The 24,295-nt window shown below is 72.7% G+C and carries 19 protein-coding genes and 1 pseudogene; 13 read left to right on the forward strand and 7 right to left on the reverse strand.

Annotation, left to right across the window (positions count from 1 at the left end; genetic code table 11):
- Positions 1-1,009: 1,009 nt before the first annotated feature.
- The 4 genes from AC07GB_RS10410 to AC07GB_RS10425 all read left to right on the forward strand — a co-directional run bounded on the left by AC07GB_RS10410 (position 1,010) and on the right by AC07GB_RS10425 (position 4,309).
- The gene (locus tag AC07GB_RS10410; protein ID WP_478843596.1) at positions 1,010-2,014 is read left to right on the forward strand and encodes a metal ABC transporter substrate-binding protein; all 1,005 of its coding nucleotides are present in this window, start codon (positions 1,010-1,012) and stop codon (positions 2,012-2,014) included.
- Between the two features lie 42 nt (positions 2,015-2,056).
- Entirely contained in the window at positions 2,057-2,839 is a 783-nt protein-coding gene (locus AC07GB_RS10415; RefSeq protein ID WP_478843598.1) for a metal ABC transporter ATP-binding protein, read from the forward strand.
- A gap of 10 nt (positions 2,840-2,849) precedes the next feature.
- Positions 2,850-3,743: a metal ABC transporter permease gene (locus tag AC07GB_RS10420; protein WP_478843600.1), complete on the forward strand. Its 894-nt coding sequence runs from the start codon at positions 2,850-2,852 to the stop codon at positions 3,741-3,743.
- 155 nt (positions 3,744-3,898) lie between these two features.
- Positions 3,899-4,309 (forward strand): Fur family transcriptional regulator, encoded by a 411-nt coding sequence (locus tag AC07GB_RS10425; protein ID WP_242717881.1) that lies wholly within the window; start codon positions 3,899-3,901, stop codon positions 4,307-4,309.
- A 57-nt stretch (positions 4,310-4,366) separates the two neighbouring features.
- Here the strand turns inward: AC07GB_RS10425 and AC07GB_RS10430 are convergent, their stop codons facing one another.
- From AC07GB_RS10430 to AC07GB_RS10445, 4 genes are all read right to left on the reverse strand, one after another.
- A complete protein-coding gene (locus tag AC07GB_RS10430) occupies positions 4,367-5,188 on the reverse strand; it encodes an isoprenyl transferase (protein WP_478843602.1) in 822 nt (273 codons plus the stop codon).
- Between the two features lie 36 nt (positions 5,189-5,224).
- On the reverse strand, positions 5,225-5,971 hold the full coding sequence (recO, locus tag AC07GB_RS10435) for a DNA repair protein RecO (RefSeq protein ID WP_478843604.1): 747 nt from the start codon (positions 5,969-5,971) through the stop codon (positions 5,225-5,227).
- A 68-nt stretch (positions 5,972-6,039) separates the two neighbouring features.
- Complete coding sequence (locus AC07GB_RS10440) at positions 6,040-6,255, reverse strand: hypothetical protein (RefSeq protein WP_478843606.1); 216 nt, start codon at positions 6,253-6,255, stop codon at positions 6,040-6,042.
- Positions 6,252-6,494: a hypothetical protein gene (locus AC07GB_RS10445; protein ID WP_478843608.1), complete on the reverse strand. Its 243-nt coding sequence runs from the start codon at positions 6,492-6,494 to the stop codon at positions 6,252-6,254. Before AC07GB_RS10445 ends, AC07GB_RS10440 begins: the two co-directional genes overlap by 4 nt.
- A 115-nt stretch (positions 6,495-6,609) precedes the next feature.
- On the opposite strand from AC07GB_RS10445, the gene AC07GB_RS10450 reads away from it, so the two are divergent.
- Both AC07GB_RS10450 and AC07GB_RS10455 read left to right on the forward strand, forming a co-directional pair.
- Complete coding sequence (locus tag AC07GB_RS10450) at positions 6,610-7,452, forward strand: helix-turn-helix domain-containing protein (protein WP_478843610.1); 843 nt, start codon at positions 6,610-6,612, stop codon at positions 7,450-7,452.
- Entirely contained in the window at positions 7,434-7,787 is a 354-nt protein-coding gene (locus tag AC07GB_RS10455) for a DUF397 domain-containing protein (protein WP_478843612.1), read from the forward strand. Before AC07GB_RS10450 ends, AC07GB_RS10455 begins: the two co-directional genes overlap by 19 nt.
- Positions 7,788-7,911: 124 nt before the next feature.
- On the opposite strand, the gene AC07GB_RS10460 is transcribed toward AC07GB_RS10455, so the two are convergent.
- Both AC07GB_RS10460 and AC07GB_RS10465 read right to left on the reverse strand, forming a co-directional pair.
- The gene (locus tag AC07GB_RS10460) at positions 7,912-14,523 is read right to left on the reverse strand and encodes an amino acid adenylation domain-containing protein (protein WP_478843614.1); all 6,612 of its coding nucleotides are present in this window, start codon (positions 14,521-14,523) and stop codon (positions 7,912-7,914) included.
- Between the two features lie 535 nt (positions 14,524-15,058).
- The gene (locus tag AC07GB_RS10465; protein ID WP_478843616.1) at positions 15,059-15,670 is read right to left on the reverse strand and encodes a TetR/AcrR family transcriptional regulator; all 612 of its coding nucleotides are present in this window, start codon (positions 15,668-15,670) and stop codon (positions 15,059-15,061) included.
- An 83-nt stretch (positions 15,671-15,753) separates the two neighbouring features.
- Between AC07GB_RS10465 and AC07GB_RS10470 the strand changes: the two genes are divergently transcribed.
- Together AC07GB_RS10470 and AC07GB_RS10475 are read left to right on the forward strand one after the other, a co-directional pair.
- Entirely contained in the window at positions 15,754-16,095 is a 342-nt protein-coding gene (locus AC07GB_RS10470) for a nuclear transport factor 2 family protein (RefSeq protein WP_478843618.1), read from the forward strand.
- On the forward strand, positions 16,088-16,951 hold the full coding sequence (locus tag AC07GB_RS10475) for an NmrA family NAD(P)-binding protein (protein WP_478843620.1): 864 nt from the start codon (positions 16,088-16,090) through the stop codon (positions 16,949-16,951). Before AC07GB_RS10470 ends, AC07GB_RS10475 begins: the two co-directional genes overlap by 8 nt.
- 45 nt (positions 16,952-16,996) lie before the next feature.
- Here AC07GB_RS10475 and AC07GB_RS10480 read toward each other — a convergent pair.
- Positions 16,997-17,227 (reverse strand): annotated as a pseudogene (locus AC07GB_RS10480) (beta-galactosidase); the annotation flags it as partial.
- Between the two features lie 209 nt (positions 17,228-17,436).
- Here AC07GB_RS10480 and AC07GB_RS10485 point away from each other — a divergent pair.
- The 5 genes from AC07GB_RS10485 to AC07GB_RS10505 all read left to right on the forward strand — a co-directional run bounded on the left by AC07GB_RS10485 (position 17,437) and on the right by AC07GB_RS10505 (position 24,289).
- Positions 17,437-19,062: an ABC transporter substrate-binding protein gene (locus AC07GB_RS10485; protein ID WP_478843622.1), complete on the forward strand. Its 1,626-nt coding sequence runs from the start codon at positions 17,437-17,439 to the stop codon at positions 19,060-19,062.
- Between the two features lie 200 nt (positions 19,063-19,262).
- Positions 19,263-20,222 carry an ABC transporter permease gene (locus AC07GB_RS10490; protein ID WP_478843624.1) on the forward strand — a complete coding sequence of 320 codons (960 nt, stop codon included), beginning with the start codon at positions 19,263-19,265 and terminating at the stop codon, positions 20,220-20,222.
- Positions 20,222-22,309: a dipeptide/oligopeptide/nickel ABC transporter permease/ATP-binding protein gene (locus AC07GB_RS10495; protein ID WP_478843626.1), complete on the forward strand. Its 2,088-nt coding sequence runs from the start codon at positions 20,222-20,224 to the stop codon at positions 22,307-22,309. Before AC07GB_RS10490 ends, AC07GB_RS10495 begins: the two co-directional genes overlap by 1 nt.
- Positions 22,296-23,369, forward strand: a complete 1,074-nt coding sequence (locus tag AC07GB_RS10500; protein WP_478843628.1) for an oligopeptide/dipeptide ABC transporter ATP-binding protein — start codon at positions 22,296-22,298, stop codon at positions 23,367-23,369. Before AC07GB_RS10495 ends, AC07GB_RS10500 begins: the two co-directional genes overlap by 14 nt.
- On the forward strand, positions 23,366-24,289 hold the full coding sequence (locus tag AC07GB_RS10505) for a dihydrodipicolinate synthase family protein (RefSeq protein ID WP_478843630.1): 924 nt from the start codon (positions 23,366-23,368) through the stop codon (positions 24,287-24,289). Before AC07GB_RS10500 ends, AC07GB_RS10505 begins: the two co-directional genes overlap by 4 nt.
- The last annotated feature ends 6 nt before the right edge of the window (positions 24,290-24,295 follow it).

Below are 24,295 nucleotides of genomic sequence, written 5' to 3' on the forward strand. Positions count from 1 at the left end.
TCCCCCCACACGCCCCTGCCCCCACCCGGGCTCCCCCACGACCCCAGCCACAAGCCCGGCCCCCGACCCAGCGGCTCACGGCCCGCCGCCCTCCCCGCCGCTACCGCGACGATTCCCCCCACCCGCCCACCCATACAGCCCCGGCGACCAGGCCCGACCCCGACCTAGCGGCTCGCACACCGCCGCCCACCACCCCGCCGCTACCGCGACGGCACCACCCACCCGCCCACCCACACAGCCCCAGCGACCAGGCCGAACCCCGACCTAGCGGCTCGCACACCGTCGTCCACTTCCCCGCCGCTACCGCGGCGGTTCCACCCACCCGCCCACCCACACAGCCCCAGCGACCAGGCCCGACCCCGACCTAGCGGCTCGCACGCCCGTCGTCCACCTCTCCGCCGCTACCGCGGCGGTCTCCCCACCCGCCCACCCGTACCTGGCCAGCCACCCAGCCGGCCCCCGGCCTAGCGGCTTACGGCCCGTCGCCCATCCGCTCCACTCACCCCAAGAAGGAAAGAGGGGCGGGCGGGAAAAACCCAGCACCCAGACAGAGCCCCAACCCAGCGGCACGCGCACCGCCACCCGCCCAACCCCAAGGACGGGGACGGGCGGGGAAAACCCAGCGGGGGCCGAAAGCGGACAGCGGGCCCGGAAGGCGACCCCGGGGGGCCGAAAGCCGGCGGGAAATCGCAGCACACCGGCAGACACCAACGCAGACGACAACGGCGCCCAGCCGACCAACCCAGCCCGTCCGGCGATTGAGGACAAGCGCGGTAGCGCGGTGCTTGAACCAGTCGACGAGCGAACGGGCGGACGCAGCACGGAGGGGGGCGGGCGGGTGGGGGAAAGAGCCGGCCGGCGAGGGCAGGGCTCGGCCCACGGCGGGGCGCAGCCGCGCCAGGCCCCACACGCGAGCCCCGCCGCCGCGCAAGGCCCCGCCGCGTGAGGCCCCGCACAGAAGGCCAGACTTTGTTGACAATCGTTTCCATAATTGTTGAAAATGACTGTCATGAACGTACGACGCCCCCTCATACGCACCACCGCCCTCGCCGCCACGGCAACCCTCGGCCTCGCCACCCTCACGGCCTGCGCCTCCGACGACGCCGCGGCCACGAACAACAAGGGCAAGCTCGACGTGGTGGCGTCGTTCTACCCGATGCAGTACCTCGCGGAGCAGATCGGCGGGAAGCACGTCGAGGTCACCGGCCTCACGGAGCCCGGCCAGGAGCCGCACGACCTGGAGATCAGCGCCAAGCAGCGCGCCCAGCTGGAGGAGTCCGACGCGGCCCTCTATCTGAAGGGCCTCCAGCCGAACGTGGACGAAGCGATCAGCCAGTCCGGCATCAAGACGAAGATCGACGCGGCGGACCTCACAAGCCTGGAGAAGCACGGCACCGAGGTGGGCGGCCACGGCGAGGAGCACCCCGGAGAGAGCCACGAGGGCCACGACGACGAAGGCCACGAGGGCCACGGCCACGACCACGACCACGGCGGCAAGGACCCCCACATCTGGCTGGATCCGGTCAGGTACGGCGAGGTGGCCGAGGGCGTCGGCAAGGCCTTCGCCAAGGCCGACCCGAAGCACCGGGCGACGTACGAGAAGAACACCGAGGCCCTGGTGAAGAAGCTCAAGGGCCTCGACACGGAGTTCAGGAACGGCCTGAAGGACACCAAGTCCAAGGTCTTCATCACCACGCACGCGGCCTTCGGCTACCTCGCCGAGCGCTACGGCCTCACCGAGGAGGCCATCTCGGGCCTCGACCCCGAGGGCGAGCCGAGCGCCAACCGCGTACGGCAGCTCCAGAAGATGGCGAAGGCCGACGGCGTGACGACGGTGTTCTACGAGACGCTCGTCAGCGACAAGACCGCGAAGACGCTCGCGGGCGACGCTCAGCTGAAGACGGACGTACTCGACCCGATCGAGGGCATCACGGAGAAGTCCCGGGGTGACGACTACGTCCAGGTGATGCGGTCGAACCTGAAGTCCCTGCGCGCCGCGCTCGGCGCCAAGTGACCACCGGCCGAGGGCCGGACACCGTCCGGAAAGGGGCACGACATGAGTGAGGCCGGGAACGGCGGCGAGCCCGTCATATCCCTGCGCCGGGTGACCGCCGAGCTGGGCGCGCGCCCGGTCCTGCGCGGCATCGACCTCACGGTCGGCGCGGGCGAGGTCGTCGCGCTGCTCGGGGCGAACGGCTCGGGCAAGTCCACCGCGGTGCGCGCGGTCATCGGCCAGGTGCCGGTGACGGGCGGCGAGATCGAGGTCTTCGGTACGCCGCGCCGGCGCTTCCGCGACTGGGCGCGCGTGGGCTACGTACCGCAGCGCACCACGGCCGCGGGCGGCGTGCCCGCGACCATCACGGAGGTCGTGTCCTCGGGCCGCCTCTCGCGCGCCCGCTTCGGCGTGCTGCGCAAGGCCGACCGGGACGCCGTGCGCGACGCCCTGGAGCAGGTCGGCATGGCGGACCGGGCGAAGGACTCCGTGAACGCCCTGTCGGGCGGCCAGCACCAGCGGGTGCTCATCGCCCGCGCCCTGGTCTCCGAGCCCGACCTGTTGATCATGGACGAGCCGATGGCGGGCGTGGACCTCGCGAGCCAGGAGGTCCTGGCGGCCACCCTGCGCCGCCAGGTGGAGCGCGGCACGTCCGTCCTGCTCGTCCTGCACGAGCTGGGCCCCCTGGAGCCGCTGATCGACCGCGCGGTGGTCCTGCGCGACGGCTGCGTGCTGCACGACGGGCCGCCACCGAAGGCCGTGGGCCAGCACGCGCTGCCCGGCCACGACCACGTACATCCGCACGACGCCGACGCGGCCCCCGTCCGCACCGGCCTGCTGACCTGAGGACCGGGCGATGGAAATCCTGAACTACGCGTTCATGCAGCGGGCGCTGCTCGCCGCCGTCCTCGTCGGCATCACCGCCCCGGCCGTCGGCATCTATCTGGTGCAGCGCCGCCAGGCCCTGATGGGCGACGGAATCGGCCATGTGGCGATGACGGGTGTCGGCCTCGGCTTCCTGCTCTCCACCTCCCCCGTGTGGATGGCGACGGCCGTCGCGATCGTCGGCGCCGTGGTCATGGAGCTGATCCGCTGGTACGGGCACACGCGCGGGGACATCGCGCTCGCGATGCTGTTCTACGGCGGCATGGCGGGCGGCGTCATGTTCATCAACCTGGCCCCTGGCGGTTCGAACGCGAACCTCAGCTCGTATCTGTTCGGGTCGCTCTCCACCGTCTCGCAGGACGACGTGACGGCGATCTGCCTGCTCGCCGCGTTCGTGGTGCTCGTCACCGTCGGGCTGCGCCGCCAGCTGTTCGCGGTGAGCCAGGACGAGGAGTTCGCGCGGGTCACGGGCCTGCCGGTGCGCGCGCTCAACCTCCTCACCGCGGTCACCGCCGCGGTCACCGTCACCGTCGCCATGCGCGTGGTGGGCCTGCTGCTGGTGTCGGCCCTGATGGTGGTGCCGGTGGCGGCGGCGCAGCAGCTCACCCGGAGCTTCGCGGCGACGTTCGCGATCGCGGTGGCCATCGGCGTGACCGTGACGATCGGCGGCACCGTCACCTCGTACTACCAGGACGTGCCGCCCGGCGCGACGATCGTGCTCCTGACGATCGGGGTGTTCATCGCCCTGACGATCCTGGCCGCTCCCCTCGCGCGGCGCAGGGCGCGGTCCCTGGCCAGGGGCGACGCGGCGTGCACGGCGGACGTGCCGGGCGCGCGAGGCACGACGGACGAGATCAAGGTCTGAGGCGGCCGTCCCCGGGGCAGTGATCCGGTGTGGTCCAGACCGGGCCGGATCACTGACCGAGAGCACTCTGGTCACGGTGGAGTACCGACCTGGCACAATGGCGGGGCGAGAGACGACCTGTGAGAGCTGTGCGGACGAGCGCCGAGGAGGCATCTGTGACGACGGCGGGACCCCCCGTGCGAGGCCGCGCCACACGGCAACGAGCCGCGGTGGCGGCGGCTCTCGACGAGGTGGACGAGTTCCGCAGCGCGCAGGACCTCCACGACATGCTCAAGCACCGGGGCGACTCGGTCGGCCTGACCACGGTCTACCGCACGCTCCAGTCCCTCGCCGACGCGGGCGAGGTCGACGTCCTGCGGACGAACGACGGCGAGGCGGTCTACCGCCGCTGCTCGACCGGCGAGCACCACCACCACCTGGTGTGCCGCGTCTGCGGCAAGGCCGTGGAGGTCGAGGGCCCGGCGGTGGAGAAGTGGGCGGAGGCCATCGCCGCGGAGCACGGATATGTGAACGTGGCGCATACGGTCGAGATCTTCGGCACCTGCGCCGACTGCGCCAAGAAATAGCCGTACGCACGAGGGCCCGCACCGTCAGCGCGACGGTGCGGGCCCTCTGCCGTGTGCCTAGCCCTTCTTGAGCTGCTCCTCGTTCGGGATCGCGCCGCCGAAGCGGCGGTCGCGCGAGGCGTACTCCAGGCACGCGCGCCACAGGTCGCGACGGTCGAAGTCCGGCCACAGGACGTCCTGGAAGACCATCTCGGCGTACGCGCTCTGCCAGATCAGGTAGTTGGAGGTGCGCTGCTCGCCGCTGGGGCGCAGGAACAGGTCGACGTCCGGCATGTCCGGGTAGTACAGGTACTTCGCGAGGGTCTTCTCGGAGACCTTGGACGGGTCGAGGCGCCCGGCCCGCACGTCCTCCGCCATGGCCTTCGCGGCGTCGGCGATCTCGGCGCGGCCGCCGTAGTTCATGCAGAAGTACAGCGTGAGCTTGTCGTTGTCCTTGGTCTGCTCCTGGGCGACCAGGAGTTCGTTGGCCACGGACTTCCACAGCTTGGGCATGCGGCCCACCCAGCGCACGCGCACGCCGAGTTCGTCGAGCTGGTCGCGGGACTTGCGGATGAAGTCCCGGTTGAAGTTCATCAGGAAGCGGACCTCGTCGGGCGAGCGCTTCCAGTTCTCGGTGGAGAAGGCGTACAGGGAGATGTTGCCGACGCCCATCTCGATCGCGCCCTGGAGGACGTCCAGGACCCGCTCGGCGCCGACCTTGTGCCCCTCGGTGCGCGGGAGCCCCCGCTCCTTGGCCCACCGGCCGTTGCCGTCCATGACCACGGCGACGTGCTGCGGGACCAGCTCGCCGGGGATCTTCGGCGGCCGCGCGCCCGAGGGGTGGGGCTCGGGCGACGTGTACTCACGGCGGGACCGTCCGAGGATTCCGCGTCGTGCCATAAGGAACTACTCCCTGTGTCTTCGGGTTTCTTCGCGCTACTTCTCTACATACCGAAGGGAGCGCAGGCCGCGCTCCAGGTGCCAGTGCAGATAAGCCGATACGAGTCCGCTGCCCTCGCGCGCGTGCCGGGCCTCGCAGGCGTCCGCCGTCCGCCAGTCTCCCGTCAGGAGCGCCGCCAGGTGCACCAGGGTCTGCGCCGACGGTACGACGCTGCCCGGCACCCGGCAGTCCGCGCAGATCGAGCCGCCCGCGGCGACCGAGAAGAAGCGGTTGGGTCCCGGCATGCCGCATTTGGCACAGTCGGTGAAGCTGGGCGCGTAGCCGTTCACCGCGAGGGAGCGCAGCAGGAACGCGTCCAGGACGAGGTGCGGCTCGTGCTCGCCGCGCGCGAGGGTGCGCAGCCCGCCGACCAGCAGCAGATACTGCTGCACCGCGGGCTCGCCCTCGTGGTCGGTGAACCGCTCCGCCGTCTCCAGCATGGCCGTGCCCGCGGTGTACCGGGCGTAGTCCGTCACGATGCCGCTACCGTACGGAGCGATGGTCTCGCTCTGCGTGCACAGCGGGAGGCCGCGCCCGATCAGCTCGCTGCCCCGCGCGAAGAACTGCACGTCCACGTGCGAGAACGGCTCCAGGCGCGCCCCGAACTTCGACTTCGTCCTGCGCACCCCGCGGGCCACGGCCCGCACCCGCCCGTGCCCGCGCGTGAGCAGCGTGATGATGCGGTCCGCCTCACCCAGCTTCTGGGTGCGCAGCACGACACCGTCGTCACGGAACAGGCTCATGGGCCCATTGTCCCGCACGCCGCGCCCGCCCCGGGCCCGGGCTCAGCCCGTCGCGGCCGGCCCCCCAGTCAAGGCACCTCCCCCCTGCTCCGTGCGTTCGCGTACGCCGTCGCCGCGCGCAGGCGCTCTGCCGAGGTCGCCGTCCGCAAGGCCTCCGGGGCGCAGTCCCACTCCCGCCCGCCTCCGTACGGGCGCAGCTGTACGTACGGCCCCTCGTGGCCCATCACCCTGCCGACCCGGCCGGTCCGGGTGTCCACCGCGTACGTTCCGATGGGGAGCCTCATGGGTGTCCCCCCTGGCCTGGCAGACAGGCGGCCAGACGCGCCGCCGCCTCCACCGAGCACCGCCCGAGGTCCACCAGCGGGCACGGCGCCTGCCGCGCGACGGTCGCCGGGTCCAGCCGCAGCGACGGCAACGAGATTCCCGCCCTCCCCAGGGCAGCGCGCAATTCCTTCACCGTGTCCTCCGCTTCCTCCACACATGCCGCCGAGTGCGACTCGCCGGCGGCGCTGTTCGCCGTCACGTGGCTCCCCTTAGCCGTCGAATTTCACGCTTCGTGTCTCCACGGTGACGCAGTGCGTCTACTGTTGGCAGGAGTCTGTGCTCTACAACCTCGACGCAGAGGAGGGGAGTTATCCATGGCCAAAGGTGCCCATGGGTCACGCCAGGCGGCCTGGGAGTTCTTCGGGGCGGAGTTAAAGCGACGGCGGGAGAACGCGGGCCTCACCCAGGTGGAGTTGGGGGCCCGCGTTTTTGTGTCCGGCGGCTACATCGGCCAATTCGAACAGGCCATTCGCAAGCCACAGTTGGATGTGGCCCAGCGGATCGACTCCGTTCTGCAAACCGAGGGCTTTTTCGAACGTACCTGGCGCAAGTTGATCGACGACAAGCGCTACGCGGACTATTTCGCCGCCGTCGCGGACCTGGAGGCCCTGGCCACCCAGATCTGCGAGTTCGCGCCGTCGGTCATCCCGGGGTTGCTGCAAACAGCGCCCTACGCGAAGGCGGTCACCCTGGCGGCCAATCCGTTCGCCGCCGACGAGTACATCGCGGACATGGTGTCCGCCCGACTGGACCGCCAGCGCATCCTCGCGGACGCGACACGGCCGGTGTACTGGGCGATCCTGCACGAGAACGTGCTGACCGTACCGGTGGGTGGTTGTTCCGCCATGGCGGAACAGTTGAAGCACATCGCCACGCTGGCGCGTGAGCGCAAGGTGTTGGTGTCGGTGCTGCCGCGCTCGGAGGGAGCGTGTGCCTCCATGGCTGGGACTCTGAAGCTCATGGAGTTCGACGACGCGCCGCCAACCGCCTATACAGAGACGTCGTTTTGGGGCGAACTGCTGGACGAACCAGCCGTAGTGAAGCGCGCGCAGCGCGCATACGATCTGCTCAGGGGCGCCTCGCTGTCGCCGGGGCTGTCCCTCGACCGGATCGAATCGGCGGCTAAGGACTTCAGACGATGCGCGAGTACGACCTGAGCAACGCCCGCTGGCGCAAGAGCAGCCACAGCAACGGCGAAGGCGGTGACTGCGTCGAGGTCGCCTACGACTTCGTGGGCGCCGCCCGCTGGCGCAAAAGCAGTTACAGCGATCAGCACGGCGGCGACTGCGTCGAAGTCGCGCACGGCTTCCCTGGCGCTGCCCGCTGGTGCAAGAGCAGCTACAGCAGTGGCGACGGCGGCGAGGACTGCGTTGAAGTCGCGGACGGGGGTGACGGGGTCGTCCCCGTCCGCGACAGCAAGGTCCCAGGCGGCCCCGCCCTGGTGATAGGCGGGGCCGCCTGGGAAGCCTTCATCCGCGAGGTGGCCCGCTAAGAGGCGCCCCGAAAGGGGCGCGGGGAACTGCGCGACCAGCCCCCACGAACCCGCAGGCTACGACGACGCGGCGCCCGCTAGGGGGCGCGGGGAACTGCGCGACCAGCCACAGCGAACCCGCAGGCTACGACGTCCCAGCCGAGCTGAAGCGGCGCAGCTTGGGCGCGGAGTCCACGGGGGCCGAGGCCACGGACCGCGCGAGGTCCGCGATACTGTCGGCCTCGAACACCGCCCGGATGGGCACCCGCACCCCCATCGCCTTACTGATCCTGCTCGCGAGCTGCGTCGCGTACACCGAGTCCCCGCCCAAGCGGAAGAAGTCGTCGCTCATCCCGACCCGTTCCACGGACAGCACCTGCCCGATCAGCTCGCACAGCTGCCGCTCCTGCGGCGTGGACGGCGGCACATACGCGCTCTGGGCGGCCTCGGGCGCGGGCAACGCCCCCTTGTCGACCTTGCCGTTGACGGTCAGCGGCAGCTCGTCCAGGACCATGACGACGGCCGGGACCATGTGCTCGGGCAGGGACGCCGACACGAAGGTCCGCAGCTCCTCCACCGAAAGCGCGGCGAGCTGCTCCGGGACGACGTACGCCACCAACTGCTTGCCCTGCCCGGTCGCGTCCTCGCGCGGCACCACCACCGACTGGGCCACGCCCTCGTGCCGGTCCAGGACGGCCTCCACCTCGCCCGGCTCGATGCGGAAGCCACGGATCTTGACCTGGGCGTCCGCGCGGGCCCGGAAGTCCAGACGGCCCTCGGGCGTCCAGGCGACCACGTCACCCGTGCGGTACATGCGCTCGCCCGCCACGCCGAACGGATCGGCGAGGAACCGCTCGGCGGTCAGGGCGTGCCGGCCCCGGTACCCCCGGGCCAGGTGGTCACCGGCGACGTACAGCTCACCGGGCGTCCCGGGCGGCACCGGACGCAGCGCCCCGTCCAGGACGTAGAGCCGGGTGTTGTCCAGGGGGCGGCCGATGGGCACCACCTCGCCGACGTCCTCGCGGCCCGCCATGCGGTGGGCCGCCACGCCCACGGTGGTCTCGGTGGGACCGTACAGGTTGAGGACCCGGGTCCCGGGGCAGGCCGCGAGGACCCGCTCCGCCGTGCCCGGGGGCAGCACGTCCCCGCCCGACCACACCTCACGGAAGCCCGCGAAGACCTCGGGCTGCTCGTCGGCGACCACCCGGAACAGGCCCGTCGCGAGCAGCGCGCCGGTCGGCCTGTGCTCCTCGGCGACCCGCGCGAGGGTGGCGACGTCCAGCCGCCCGGGCGGGGCCACGACGATGGTGCCGCCGTTGAGCAGGGGCACCCACAGTTCGTACGTGGAGGCGTCGAAGGCCTGCGCCGAGTGCATCAGGACCCGCTCGTGCGCGCCGTCGTCGAAGAGCCGGTCCGCGGCCAGCCCGGTCACACCGCGGTGGGTGACGCCGACGCCCTTGGGGGTGCCGGTCGACCCGGACGTGTAGATCACGTAGGCGAGTTGGTCCGGGTGCCCGTGCCAGGACGGCGGCAGGGCCTCGTCCCCCGCCGCCGCGAGGGCCGCCGCCGTGCCGGGCTCGTCCAGGACGAGCCGGGGGCAGTCCGCCGCGGGCAGCGCGACCGCCGTCCGCGCGTTGGTCACCAGGGCGGCGGGCTCGGCGTCGCGGAGCATGAACTCCAGGCGCGCGGTGGGATATCCCGGGTCCACCGGCACATAGGCGCCGCCCGCCTTGAGGACCGCGAGGGCGGACACGACGTAATCGGCGGATCGGGGCAGGGACACGGCGACGACCGAGTCCTGGACCACGCCGCGCTCGCGCAGCAGCCGGGCAAGCCGGTTGGCCCGGCCGTCGAGCTGCCGGTACGTCAGGGTGACGCCGTCCGCCTCCGTGAGCGCCGGGGCGTCCGGCGTCGCGGCGACGTGCCGGGCGAAGACCTCGGTGACACTCTCCTCGGGGCGCTCACGGACGGTGTCGTTGAACGTCTCCAGGACGCGCGCCCGCTCCGTCGCGCCGAGCGCCCCGATCTCGCTCACCCGCACGTGGGGGTCCCCCGCGAACCGGCCGAGTACGTACGCGAACCGGGCGGCGAGCTTGTCGGCCGCGGCCTGGTCCAGGACATGGCGCTGGTAGTGCACGACCAGGCGCAGGTGAGGGCCGTCGGGGTAGACGAACACCGTCACCGGATAGTGGCTCGCGGTGAACGAGCGCAGACCGGTCACCGTGAACCCGGCGGCGGCACTCGCCTCGGCGACGGCCGCCCGGTCCAGCGGGAAGGACTCGAAGCCCATGGCCGTGTCGAACAGCTTCGGAAGGCCGGTGCCGCGCTGGATGTCGGCGAGGCTGTGGTGATGGTGGTCGAGCAGCGCGGCCTGCCGGCGCTGGAGGTTCCTGAGGACCTGCGCGACGGTGTCGCCCGGCGAGTACCGCACGCGCACCGGAGGCGCGTTGAGGAACATCCCGACGATCGACTCCACCCCCGCGAGGGCGGGCGGGCGCCCCGATGAGGGCGCCGCGAACACCACGTCCTGGCGGCCCGTCAGGCAGCCGACGAGGACGCCCCAGGCGCCCTGCACCAGCGTGTTGAGGGTGATGCCCAGCTCCGTGGCGCGCCGGGCCAGCTCCCGTGCCCGCACGGCCGGGAGGGGCACGTCGGACAGGCCGATGCCGGTGCTGTCGGCGTCGGACTCGGCCTCGGGGAACAGCAGCGTGGGCTCCTCGACACCGGCCAGCTCCTCCTGCCACGCCCGGGCCGAGTCCGCCGGGTCCTGCCGGGCCAGCCACGCCAGGTAGTCGCGGTAGCCGCGCGCCCGGGGCAGCGCCGACCCGTCCCCGTCAGCGGCGTACAGGCGCAACAGGTCCTGGGTGAGCAGCGGCAGCGACCAGCCGTCGAGCAGCACGTGATGCGCCGACAGGACCAGCTCGTGCCGGTCGGGGGCCAGCGTGAGCAGGGCCAGGCGCATCATGGGCGGGGCGGCCGGGTCGAACAGCACGGTGAGGTCGTGCGCCAGGAACTCCTCCAGGACGTCCCGCTGCGCCGCCTCGTCGAGCGCGCTCAGGTCCCGGCGCGTCCAGGGCAGGGCGACGCCGTCCACCAGGAGCTGCACGAGTTCGCCACTGGGCCCGGGCACGAACGCGGTGTGCAGGGCGGGGTGGCGGTCCATGAGGGCCTGCCCCGCCACGCGCAGGCGCTCGGCGTCCACCGGCCCCGACAGGTGCAGCGTGTACTGGCACAGATAGGCGTCGAAGTCGGCCCCCGACTCGCGCGCCATCGTCGAGTGGAACAGCAGGCCCTTCTGGAGGGACGAGAGGGGCCAGACGTCGGCCAGGCCCGGGTAGCGCTCCCGCCAGCCGTCGATGTCGGCCTGGCCGACCTTGACCAGGGGCATGTCGGAGGGCGTCGGGCCGCCCGCGCCGGGCCGCTCGGCGTGCCGGGCCAGGCCTTCGAGGGCCTGGCACCACAGGTCGGCGAGTTCCCGCACGGCGTCGGCGGACAGGACGCCCTCCGGCGCGGTGAACAGGGCGCCGAGGCACGGGCCTTCGGGCGTGTCGGTCACGTGGGCGTTGATGTCCAGCTCGGCGGGGGCCCGCATCGCGGGGTCCTGCCCGGCGTCCAGCTCGGCCAGCTCGGCCACGCCGGGCGCCTGGGTGAACCCGAGGCCGCGCAGCTCGGCGGGCATGTCGGCGCCCGCGGAGAACCGGCCCAGGTAGTTGAAGCCGATCTGCCCCACCGGGTGCGGCTCCAGGACGGCGGCCGTCTCGGGGTTGAGGTAACGCAGCAGGCCGTAGCCGATGCCCTTGTCGGGCAGGGCGCGGAGCCGCTCCTTGACCGCCTTGACGAGGGTGCCCGCGGCCGGGCCGCCCGCGAAGGCCTCCTCCAGGTCGGCGCCCGAGACGTCGAGGCGTACGGGGAAGAAGCTGGTGAACCAGCCGACGGTCCGGGACAGGTCGGCGCCGGGCGCGGCCGCCTCCTCGCGGCCGTGGCCTTCGAGCCGGATCAGCGAGGACGGCTCGGCCACGCCGCGCGCCGCCCGCCACCGGGCCACGGCCATCGCGAGGCCGGTCAGGAGGCCGTCGTTGACGCCGCCGCGGAACGCGGCGGGCAGCGTCGTCAGGAGGGTCTCGGTGACGTGCGCCGGGAGCTGGACGCGGACCTTGGACAGGGTGGAGACCGTGTCCACCGCCGGGTCGAGGCGCCGCGCGCCGAGGTCGGGGTCGGGGCCGGTCACGATGGAGCGCCACAGGTCGACCTCGGCGGCCCGCTCCGGGCGGTGCGCCTCCGCCACCAGGGCGTGGGCCCAGCGGCGCACCGAGGTGCCCACCGGGTCGAGCGCGGGGGCCTCGCCCCGGCTGATCCGCTGCCAGGCCCTGGCCAGGTCCGGCATCAGGATCCGCCACGAGACGCCGTCCACGACGACGTGGTGCAGCACGACGAGCAGGCGCCCGGCGCGCCCCGCGCCCGCGTCGAACCACACGAACTGGGCCATCACGCCGCCGTCCGGGTCCAACCGCCCGGCCGCGGCGTCCAGTTCGGCGAGGAGCAGACCACGCCAGGCCTCGGCGGGACCGCCCTCCCGCACGGCGTCCCAGGGGCCGTCGTGGGGGACCCGGTGGATCAGGGCGTCCACGTCCACCGCGCCGGGGGGCGCGACCACCAGGCCGGGTCCTTCGGCGCCCGCCGCGCCGCCCGCCTCGACCATGCGGGCGCGCAGCAGGTCGTGGTGGTCGACGACCGCGCCGAGCGTCGCCGCGAGACCCGCGCGGTCGATGCCGTCGGGCAGCTCCAGGACCATGGCCTGGCAGAAGCGGCCGAAGCCCGGACCCCACTCCCGTACCCACCGGGTGACGGGCAGGTGCGGCAGGAAGCCGACGCCGCCGCCGTCCAGCTCGCCGAGGACGAGCGCCTCGGTGTCGGCCGTGGTCACGGCCTCGGCGAGGGCCGCCACGGTCCGGTACTCGAACAGGTCACGGGCGCTGACGGCCAGGCCCTGGCCGCGGGCGCGCGTGGCCACCTGGATGGACTGGATGCTGTCGCCGCCGACGGCGAAGAAGTCGTCGTCGATGCCCACCCGCTCCACGCCGAGGACCTCGGCGAAGAGCGTGGCGATGCACTCCTCGCGGGCGTCGCGCGGGGCCCGGTAGTCGGCGCCGTGGAACTCGGGGTCGGGCAGGGCCGCCCGGTCCACCTTGCCGCTGGCCGTCAGCGGCAGCTCGTCAAGGACCACGAACGCCGCGGGGATCATGTACGCGGGCAGCCGCTGCGCGAGGTGCGCCCGCAGCTCCCCGGGCCCGGCCCCGGAGTCCAGGGAGAAGTGCCCGGTGCCGCCGCCACGCCCTGCCTCGAACGTCTCGTCACCCGCGCGCACGGTGTACGCCACCAGCTGCCGGCCCCGGCCGCCGGCCAGGTCGCGCGGCACGACCACCGCGTGGGACACCTGCCGGTGGGTCTCCAGGGCGGCCTCGATCTCGCCCGGCTCGATGCGGAAGCCGCGGATCTTCACCTGGGCGTCGGCACGCTCGCGGAACTCCAGCTCACCCTCGTCCGTCCAGGCCACGAGGTCGCCCGTGCGGTACATGCGCTCGCCGGACCCGTCGAAGGGGCAGGCCACGAACCGCTCGGAGGTCAGGCCCGCGCGGCCCAGATAGCCGCGGGTCAGGCCCTCGCCCGCGAGGTACAGCTCGCCGGGGACGCCCGGCGCCACCGGCCGCAGTCCGGCGTCGAGGACGTATGCGCGCGTCCCCTCCAGCGGCGTGCCGATCGGCACGGGCTCGCTCACGGCGTCCGCCGAGGTGACGGGGCGGCAGGTGGCGTAGACGGTGGACTCGGTGGGCCCGTAGGCGTGGTGGACCGTCAGGCCGGGGCAGGCGCGCAGCACCCGGCGCACCGCCTCGGGCGGCACGACGTCGCCCCCGGTCCACACCTCGTCGAGCCCGGCGAAGGCGTCCGGCTGCTCGTCGGCCACCACGCGGAACAGGCCCGCGGACACGAAGGTCCCGGTGACGCCGTGCCGCTCGACGAGCGTGGCCATCCCCTCGCCGTCCAGGACGCCGGGCGGGGCCACCGCGATGGTGCCGCCGTGCAGCAGGGGCATCCAGATCTCGTACGTCGAGGCATCGAAGGCCAGCGGGGCCTGCTGAAGCGTGGTGGTGTGCGGGCCGCCCGCCACCCGGGGGTCGGCGACCATGCTCAGGACGCCCCGGTGGGTGACGCCCACGCCCTTGGGGGTGCCGGTGGAGCCGGAGGTGTAGATCACGTTGGCGAGCTGGCCCGGCCTTTCACCGGCCCGCGGCGGGGGCCCGGCCGGGGCGGACGCCAGCGCGGCGGCCGTGTCCGGGGCGTCGACGAGGAGGCACGGAAGGTCGTGCTCCGGCAGCTTCGCGGCCGTGGCCGTGTCGGTCACCACGACGGCGGGCGCGGCGTCCGCCAGCATGAACGCGAGCCGCTGCGCGGGGTATCCGGGGTCTAGTGGCAGGTAGGCGCCGCCCGCCTTGAGCACCGCGAGGACCGTCACGACGTACTCCACGGAGCGGTCGAGCGCCACCGCGACCACCGACTCCTGGGTCACCCCCCGCGCCCGCAGCAGCCGCGCAAGGCGGTCCGCCCGCTCGTCGAGCCGCCCGTACGTCAACGAGGCGCCGTCGGCGCCGGCCACCGCGACGGCGTCCGGGGATGCGGCCGCCCGCGCCTCGAAGACCGCGGCGATCGTGGCGCCGGAGGCGTGCGCGGCCCCGGCGAGCGTCCCCTCAAGATGGGTCACAAGAAACTCCTAGCTGATTCCGGAATAGGCCGAATGCGAGGTCAACCCGGACCCAGACCGGGGCGTGCGCGGGGGCGCGAAGCTCCCGTGCGCGCAAGGAGCGCGGCGGCGGACGCGGGCGGGGGAACACGCGTCAGCAGCCGCTGGCGGCGACCGGCACGGGCGGGGGAAGGCGCGTCGGCAGCCGTGTACAGCGGTTATCGATGGTGAAAGCAGGAGCACCGCGTGCGCGGCGCTACGGCCGGGCGGGAAATGGGGTATCCCCATGCCACGCCCGGTTCCTTTGCCGGACCTTAACTCGCCCTCTCACGCGAGGAAAAGAGCAAGAGCGTTCATGACGAAGGCACTTCCCTTTGCTCGCGCTCCCCACAACTCCCATTCACCTGAAGGGGATTGAGCCCTTCCGGGGCGGGGCGAGTTGTCTGGTCGACAAGACAGGGGCGGGAAACCGGGGCCAAGACAGGGGCGGGAAACCGGGGTGAAAACACGCCACCCCATTGATTTCCCGGCGAGCCCCCCGCCGGGGCCCGGCCCCTCAGCCGAGAACCCTCGCCACGTACGCGGCGAGCCGCTCCCGCAGCTCCGGCGCCGTCACGCCCTCCACCGCGGCCAGGTGCTCCACGAGGTCCGCCCGCACGGCCGCGAGCAGCGCGTGCGCCGCGAAGCCCGGGTCCGGCACGCCCCCTGCCGCCGCGAGGGCGTCCCGCAGGACGGCGTGCCACCAGCCGTAGTGCTCGGACCGGTAGGGGCTGCCGCCGCCCGGCTCCTCAAGGGCGAGCGCGAGCGGGCGGTTGTCGAGCTTGAAGCCGAGGAGCGCGTCCAGGAGCGCGGGGACGCGCTCGCGCGCGGGGGTGCCGGGGCCTAGCGGCGCGGGCCCCGACTCCACGGCTTCGCGCAGCGCCCCGCTGCGCGCGTCGAAGACCGCGCGGATCAGCCCGTCCCGGTCCCCGAACCGCCGGAACAGCGTGCCCTTGCCGACCCCGGCCGCCGCCGCGACCTGGTCCATGGACACGCCACGCGGGCTCTCGCTCCGGGCGAAGAGCGCGTCGGCGGCGGCGAGGACGGCTTCACGGTTACGGGCCGCGTCGGCACGCGCCTTGCGCGCGGGGGCCCCGGGGGCCTCGGGGCTCTGGGAACTCTCGGGCATCAGCTCACCTTTACAAAGCGGACCGCCAGTCCGTATCTTCAAAGCGGACCAGCAGTCCGAATCGTAAGGGACGGTACTTCCCCATGCCCACCACCCCACCCTCCGGCGCTCGCCCCGCCGAGCTGTTCCGGCGCGACCCCCCCCGGCGGCTCGACGGCCGCGCCGCCCTCACCTCGTATCTGCGCGGCCTCGGCGACCACATCGCGTACGACGCGTTCCCGTACGTGGAGATCCACGAGACCGGCGAGCCGGGCACGATCGTCGCGGAGATGCGCGCCGAGGGCCGCGTGGTCACCACCGGCGACCCCTTCGAGATGGCGTACGTCGCCGTCGTCACCTTCAAGGACGGCCTGATCGTCCGCTACCGCGACTACTGGAACCCCCTCGGCATCCCCGACTCCCTGACGGCGGCCGTCCATGACTGAGCCGCTGACCGTCCTGGTCACGGGCGCGACCGGCACCACCGGCAGCCGCGTCGCCGCCCGCCTCGCCGCCCTCGGCCACACCGTGCGCGCCGCGAGCCGTAGCGCCGGGGCGGGCCGGGGTTCCGTCAGGTTCGACTGGTACGACCCGGACACGCACGCCGAAGCCCTGCGCGGCGCCGACCGCGCCTATCTGGTGCCACCCGTCGCCGAGCCCGAACCGGCCGCCGTCATGGGGCCCTTCCTGGAGCGGGCCCGCGCAGCGGGCGTCACGCGCGTGGTGCTGCTCGGCTCGTCGGCCATCGAGGCGGGCGGGCCCGGCGTCGGCGAGGTGCACCGGCTCCTCGCCGAAGGGGGGCCGTTCGAGGAGTGGGCCGTGCTCCGGCCCTCGTGGTTCATGCAGAACTTCACCGGGGACCATCTGCACGCCGACAGCATCCGGGGCGACGGCGTGCTCACCACCGCGACCGGCTCCGGACGCGTCGGCTTCGTCGACGCCGACGACATCGCCGCCGTGGCCGCCCACGCCCTCACCGACCCGGCCGCACCGGAGGCCGACCTTGTCCTCACGGGGCCGCAGGCGCTGACGTACGCCGAGGTGGCGGCGGTCGTCTCCCGCGTCACGGGGCGCCCCGTGCGCCACCGGGCCGTGTCGCCCGGCGCCCTCGCCGCACGGCTGACCGGGCTCGGCATGCCCGCCGCCTTCGCGGAACTGCTCGCCGCGCTCGACGACAGGGTGAGCCGGGGCGCGGAGGACCGGCTCACGGACACCGTCGAGCGCGTCACGGGCACGGCACCCCGGACCTTCGCGCGGATGTACCGGGCGTACTGCACGGCGTCGCACGCTACAGACGCGTAGTAGAGAGACCTGCGATACGCGAGCGCGTCCGCGGCGGCCCATGTGGTCGTCCAGCCAGGTGAAGCCGTGGCCGCCTGGCGCGGGTTCGGTCCGCGCCCGTGCGAAGATCCCCAGCGTGACGAGGCCGACCCCCGCGTCCCGCGTCAGCCGGACGTCCTCGGCGTGCGCGTCCGGGCCCCACCGCTCGGGGTCCCAGTCCCCGCCGAAGCCCACGGACCCCAGCCGTCCGCGCCACCCCCGGAGCCGCCCGCTCTCCTCGCTCACGTCGCGAAACACCCCCGCCCGACACCTTGACCAGGCCCTGGCCCACTCCTATGGTCGCTGCGCCAGCACGACGTAGGACGTCGGACCTCTCCGCCGCAGCGAACTCCCGCGGGGCCCGCCAGGGCCCGCGACCGCACCGCGCATCTCTCCCCTCGTCCCCCGACCCGATCCGCACCGGTACGTGGGGAGCCCTCTCTCCCCACTCCTTCAGGGAGGCACTCGTGAGCGACCCCATCCCCGTGACACGTGACGGCGAGGGCCCCGGTCGGCGGTCCTTCCTCCGGTACACCGGCGCCCTGGGCGCGGCCACGGGCCTCGGCGGCGGCCTGATCGCGTGCGGCGGACCCGAGTCCACCAACGACACCGGAGGCGGGGGCGGCAACCTCACCGCCGTCATCGGATACGGCAACGACGGCAGTTGGGACCCCACGCAGACGGCGTCCGCGTTCGCCATGGCGGGTAACGAACACATCTACGAGGCGCTGCTCGGCACCGACCCGATCAGCCGCGAGCCGTACCCCCAGCTCGCCACCGCCGTGCCGAGCGACCTGAAGGCCACGACCTGGAAGTTCGAGCTGCGGGCCGGCGCCACGTGGCACGACGGGAAGCCCGTCACCGCCGACGACGTGGTGTTCGTCTTCGACCGCATCCTGGACCCGGACACGCAGACCCTGGTCAAGGGCTTCTTCGCGAGCTGGCTCAAGGAGGTACGCAAGGTCGACGCGCGCAACGTCGAGCTTGTACTCAAGTTCCCCTTCCCCGACGGCGCGTCCCGGCTCACCCTCGCCAAGATCATGCCGAAGCACGTGTACTCACGGCCGGGTGCCTGGGACGACGCCACCAAGGGCAAGGCGATCGGCTCGGGCCCCTACCGGCAGGTCGCGCACCACCCGAAGTCCAACACGACCTTCGAGGCGTACGACGACTACAACGGACCCCGCAGGGCCGCCTTCAAGAAGATGAACTGGCTGACGATCGTGGAGGCCGCCCCGCGCGTCGCCAAGATCTCGGGCGGCAGCGCGGACGCGCAGATCGCCGACAACATCCCGTACGCCAACATCGAGCAGCTCAAGAGCGGCGGCATGACCGTCGAGGGCGGCGCCGGGATGAACAACCTCTTCCTGATGTTCAACACCGACCACAAGCCCTTCGACGACGTGCGGGTGCGCCAGGCGCTGCACTACGCCATCGACCGCGCGAAGATGATCGACGTAGCCCTGAAGGGGCACGGCAAGGCCGCCACGTCCTTCCTGAACGAGGGCAACCCCAGCTACCGCCCGGCCAAGACCGTGTACGCGTACGACCCGAAGAAAGCCAGGGCGCTCCTGAAGGAGGCCGGGGTCTCGGGCCTGCGGATCAACCTCATGGCCGTCAACGTCAGCTGGATCAGCGACTGCCTGCCCACCATCAAGGCCTCCTGGGACGCCATCGGCGTCAGGACCACCCTCGACCCGCAGGAGACCACGGCCGTCTTCACCAAGCTGGACCAGAAGAAGGACTACCAGGTCGTCGCGGCGGCCTCGAACCCCAACCAGTTCGGCATCGAGGCCGACCTGATCATGCACTACAACTACGGCCCCGAAAACATCTGGATGGGCTACGCCCGCTGGGCGGACAACGCCCGCGCCAAGGAGCTGTTCCGGCTCATGGACAAGGCGACGCGCGAGTCCGACGCCACCCGCAAGAAGGCGATGGTCCAGGACTACATCGACCTCGTCGCCGAGGAAGCGGTGCTCTACCCCGTCGTCCACAACGAGCTGATGACGGCCTGGAACCCCAAGCGGCTCGCCGGCATAAGGCCCCAGCCCTACCCCGGCATCAACGTCCTCCAGGCCCAGTGGGTGTGACTCCTGCCCGCGCGAATGTGACACATGGCCGCCTGTGTGTCACATCCGCCACCGCGAGGGGGCATCAGCCCGGGCAGATGTGACATCTCACGCAGCGGGCCGCGCTGATTCGCCACCTGGATGGCATCAGCCCGCGCGGATGTGACACCCACCCCCGCGAGTGTCACATTCCCCGACGTACAAGTGAGGAGCCGTACCACGTGACCGCGATCCTGCGCATCCTGCTCCGCCGCATCGCCCTGCTCGTCCCGCTGCTGCTCGGCATCGTCCTGTTCGTGTTCCTCGTCATGCGGTTCTCGGACGTCGACCCGGCGTCCGCGTTCTTCCAGGGCGCCAACCCGACCCCGGAGCAACTGCACCAGTTCCGCGAGGAGAACGGCCTGCTCGACCCGCTGCCCGTGCGGTACGTCGACTTCGTCGGGGACCTGCTCCACGGCGACATGGGCATCAGCGTCCTGACCCGCTCCGAGGTCGTCGACCAGGTCACCACGGCACTGCCGCTGACGATGCAGCTCACCTTCCTCGGCCTCGGCGTCGCCGTCGTCGTCTCGCTGCTGCTCGGCGTGACCGCCGCGATCTACCGCGACCGGCTGCCCGACCAGATCGTCCGCGTCGTCTCCCTGACCGGCGTCGCCGCGCCCGGCTTCTGGCTGGCCCTGCTGATGATCCAGTACCTGGCCGTGGACCTGGGCTGGTTCCCGACCGGCGGCTACGTCAACCCCAACGACTCCTTCACCGGCTGGCTCAAGACGATGACGCTGCCCGCGCTCGCCCTGTCCCTGCCGGTGGCCGCGCAGATGACCCGGATCATCCGCACCGCCGTCGTCGAGGAGCTGGACAAGGACTACGTCCGCACCGCCGTCGGCAGCGGCCTGCCGCCCGTCGTGGTCGTCGGCCGCAACGTCCTGCGCAACGCCCTGATCAACCCGCTCACCGTGCTCGGCCTGCGCGTCGGCTATCTGCTCGGCGGCGCCGTCGTCATCGAGACGATCTTCTCCCTGCCCGGCATGGGCAAGCTGATGATCGACGCGGTGAAGAACGGCGACCCCGCCGTCGTGCAGGGCGTCGTCATCACCACCGCCGTCGGCTTCGTCGTGGTGAACCTCGTCATCGACATCCTCTACCTCCTGGTCAACCCGCGCCTGAGGGGAACCTCCTGATGCCGTTCGCCTCGCGCAAGGCACTGACCGACAGGCTCGCCCGGCCGGGCCTGCGCCTCAGGTCGCTGCGCAAGCTGCCCGTCCTGTCACGGATCGCGCTCGGTGTGCTCACCGTCGTCGTCCTCGTCGCCCTGTTCGCGCCGCTGCTCGCCCCGCACGACCCGCTCGCACAGCAGTCCCTCGTGGGCGGCACCGGGGCCCCCTCCGCCGACCACTGGATGGGCCAGGACAGCCTCGGCCGGGACATCCTCAGCCGGCTGATGTACGGCGCCCGCTGGTCCCTCGCCATCGGGCTCGGCGCGACCCTGCTCGCCCTCACCGCCGGCGCCCTGATCGGCGCGGTCGCGGCGACCTCGCGCAAGGCCGTGGACGAGACGCTCATGCGGGTCCTCGACGTCGTCATGGCCTTCCCCGGCATCGCGCTCGCCGCCGTCCTCGTCGCCGTCTTCGGCGGCGGCATCACCGTCCTCATCTGCGCGATCGCGTTCCTCTTCACCCCGCCCATCGCCCGTGTCGTCCGCGCCAACGTCCTCGACCAGTACAGCGAGGACTACGTCACCGCCGAGCGCGTCATCGGCGCCCGCACCCCGCACATCCTCATCAAGCACGTGGCCGTCAACTGCGCCGCGCCCGTCCTGGTCTTCTGCACCGTGCAGGTCGCCGAGGCCATCGTCTTCGAGGCCTCGCTGTCCTTCATCGGCGCGGGCGTGCGGCCCCCCGACCCGTCCTGGGGCAGCGTCATCGCCGACGGCAAGAACATGGTGCTCATCGGCGGCTGGTGGGCGACGGTCTTCCCCGGCCTCCTGATGCTCCTGACCGTCCTGTCCCTCAACGTCCTGTCCGAAGGCGTCTCCGACGCCTGGGCCGCGCCCTCGGGCCGCGAGGTCGATCAAGGCCGCGCCAAGGACAAGGTCGAGGCCCCCGAGCCCGGCAGCGGCGAGGTCCTCGAACTGCCGGGCCTCGCCGACGCCGCCACCCGCCTTCGCGCCCGCGCCCGGCCGCTGCCCGAGGGCGCGCCCGTCCTGGACGTACGGGACCTGGCCATCGGCTTCGACGCCCGGCACGGCGGCGTCGACATCGTGGACGGCATCAGCTTCCAGGTGCGGCCCGGCGAGGTCCTCGGGCTCGTCGGCGAGTCCGGCTGCGGCAAGTCCCTCACCGCCCTGACCGTCATGGGGCTCCAGCCCAAGGGCGCCCGCGTCCGCGGCCACGTCACCTTCGACGGCCGGGAGCTGATCGGCCTGCCCATGCGGGCCCGGCGCCGGCTGCTCGGCCACGACATGGCGATGGTCTACCAGGACGCCCTGTCGTCCCTGAACCCGGCGATGACCGTGCGCGCCCAGCTCAAGCAGGTCGTCAGGCGCGGCGGCCACCGCTCCCCCGCCGAGCTGCTCTCCCTGGTGGGCCTCGACCCGGACCGCACGCTGCGCAGCTACCCGCACGAGCTGTCCGGCGGCCAGCGCCAGCGCGTGCTCATCGCGATGGCCCTGTCCCGCGAGCCGAAGCTGATCGTCGCGGACGAGCCCACCACCGCCCTGGACGTCACCGTGCAGGCGCAGGTCATCCAGCTGCTCCTGCGGCTCCGTGCCGAGCTGGGCTTCGCACTGATCCTGGTCTCCCACGACCTGGCGCTCGTCGCGGACGTGACCGACCGCGTCGCGGTGATGTACGGCGGCCAGATCGTGGAGACCGGGGTCACCGCCGAGCTTGTGGAGTACCCCACCCACCACTACACGCGCGGCCTGCTCGGCTCCGTCCTCTCCCTGGAGTCCGCCGCCGAGCGCCTCACCCAGATCAAGGGCGTCGTCCCCTCGCCCGCCGACTTCCCCGCCGGGTGCCGCTTCGCCGACCGCTGCCCGCTCGCCGACGAGCTGTGCCGCACCACGACACCGGACCTCCTGGGCGAGCCCGCACACCGGACAGCCTGCCACCACCCGGCCCTGGCCCCCCACGAGCCCGCAGCACGGGAGCGCCCCGAAGGGGCGCGGGACGGCGTCGACAGCGGCTCCGCCGCGCGGGCGCGACCAGCCACAGACGACCCGCAGCCACCCGAGACACGAGAGGGAATCGCACATGACGCCCGCTGAAGACCTCATCGTGCTGCGCGACGCGCACGTCGTGCACAAGGCCCGCACCGGAGGCGTCTTCTCCCGCGACAAGGTGTACGCGCTCACCGGCGCCGACCTGACCATCGCGCCCGGCGAAACCGTCGGCGTCGTAGGCGAGTCGGGCTGCGGCAAGTCGACCCTGGCCAAGGTGCTCGTGGGCATCCAGCGCCCCACGGCGGGCACGGTCGCCTACCGCGGCCGCGACCTGTGGCGGATGAAGCCCCCGGAGCGGCGCACCACCATCGGCAGCGACACCGCCATGATCTTCCAGGACCCCTCGACGGCCCTGAACCGGCGCCTGCCCGTCCGTCAGATCCTGCGCGACCCGCTCGACGTCCACCGGCGCGGCAAACCGGCCCAACGCGAGCAGCGCGTACGGGAGTTGATGAGCCTGGTGGGCCTTCCCACGGCCCTCGCGGACGGCCTGCCCGGCCAGCTGTCGGGCGGCCAGCGGCAACGCGTCGCGATCGCGCGGGCGCTGGCCCTCGAACCCGAACTCGTCGTGGCCGACGAACCCACCAGCGCCCTGGACGTCTCGGTCCGCGCCCAGATCCTCAACCTCCTCCTCGACCTGAAGGAACGTCTCGGCCTCGCCCTGGTGTTCGTCTCCCACGACATCCAGACCGTCCGCAGGATGAGCGACCGGGTGATCACCATGTACCTGGGCCGGATCGTCGAGGAGGCGCCCGCCGCCGACATCCTCGACCAGGCGCGGCACCCCTACACGCGCGCCCTGTTCTCCGCCACGCCCGGCCTCCTGGACCCCATCGACCCCATCCCGCTCGTCGGCCCCGTCCCCTCGGCCACCCGGCCGCCCAGTGGGTGCCCGTTCCGGACACGCTGCTGGAAGGCGGACGACGCGTGCGCGGCGGCCATGCCGGAGACTACGGAGACGGGGTCGGCGCACCGCTTCCGGTGCCACCACCCCGTACCGGCGGGCGAGACCACGCGTGACCTCGTCAGCCAGTCGGCGCAGGCCTCACCGCCCGCGTCCACCGCGACGGCCGCCGCCACGGCCACGTCCAAGGAGGCTCCATGACCGCACTCCCCACCCTGTTGACCGGTGTCGTCCCGCCCGTCTGCACCCCCCTGACGCCGGACAACGAGGTGGACGTCGCCTCGCTCGAACGCCTCGTGGACCACCTGGTCGGCGCGGGCGTGGACGCGCTGTTCGTCCTCGGCTCCTCCTCGGAGGCGGCGTACCTGCCGGACGCCCACCGCAAGCTCGTCGTGTCCACGGTCGTCCGCCACGTCGGCGGCCGGCTCCCCGTCATCGCCGGGGCCATCGACATGACGACCCTGCGCGTCCTCGACCACGTGAAGGCCGCTGCCGCCGCCGGGGCCGACGGCGTGGTCGTGACCGCGCCCTTCTACACCCGCACCCACCCCGCCGAGATCGCCCGCCACTACCGGCTCGTCGCCGAGCGCGGCGGCCTGCCCGTCTTCGCGTACGACCTGCCCGTCTCGGTGCACACCAAGCTCGACGCCGACCTCGTCCTCGACCTCGCGGCCGAGGGCACCCTGGCCGGGCTCAAGGACTCCAGCGGCGACGACGGCGGCCTGCGCCGCGTGCTCCTCGGCGCACCCCCCGGCTTCAGCGTCCTCACCGGCTCGGAGCTGACGGTCGACTCCGCCCTCGCGATGGGCGCGCACGGCGTGGTCCCCGGCCTCGGCAACGTCGACCCCGACGGCTACGTCCGCCTCTACCGCGCGGCCCGCGCCGGCGACGTCGACGGCGCCCGCGCCGAGCAGGAACGCCTCTGCGCCCTGTTCCGCATGACCGAGACCGGCTCCCCCGCCCGCATGGGCCGCAGCTCCTCCAGCCTCGGCGCCTTCAAGGCCGCACTCCACCTCCGCGGCATCATCACCCACCCCACGACGGCGGCCCCCCAGATCCCCCTCTCCCCGGAGGACGTGGAACACGTGGCCAAACACCTGGCGACGGCGGGGTTGTTGTAGCCGCCC

The organism is Streptomyces sp. NPDC045778 (genome assembly GCF_056431945.1).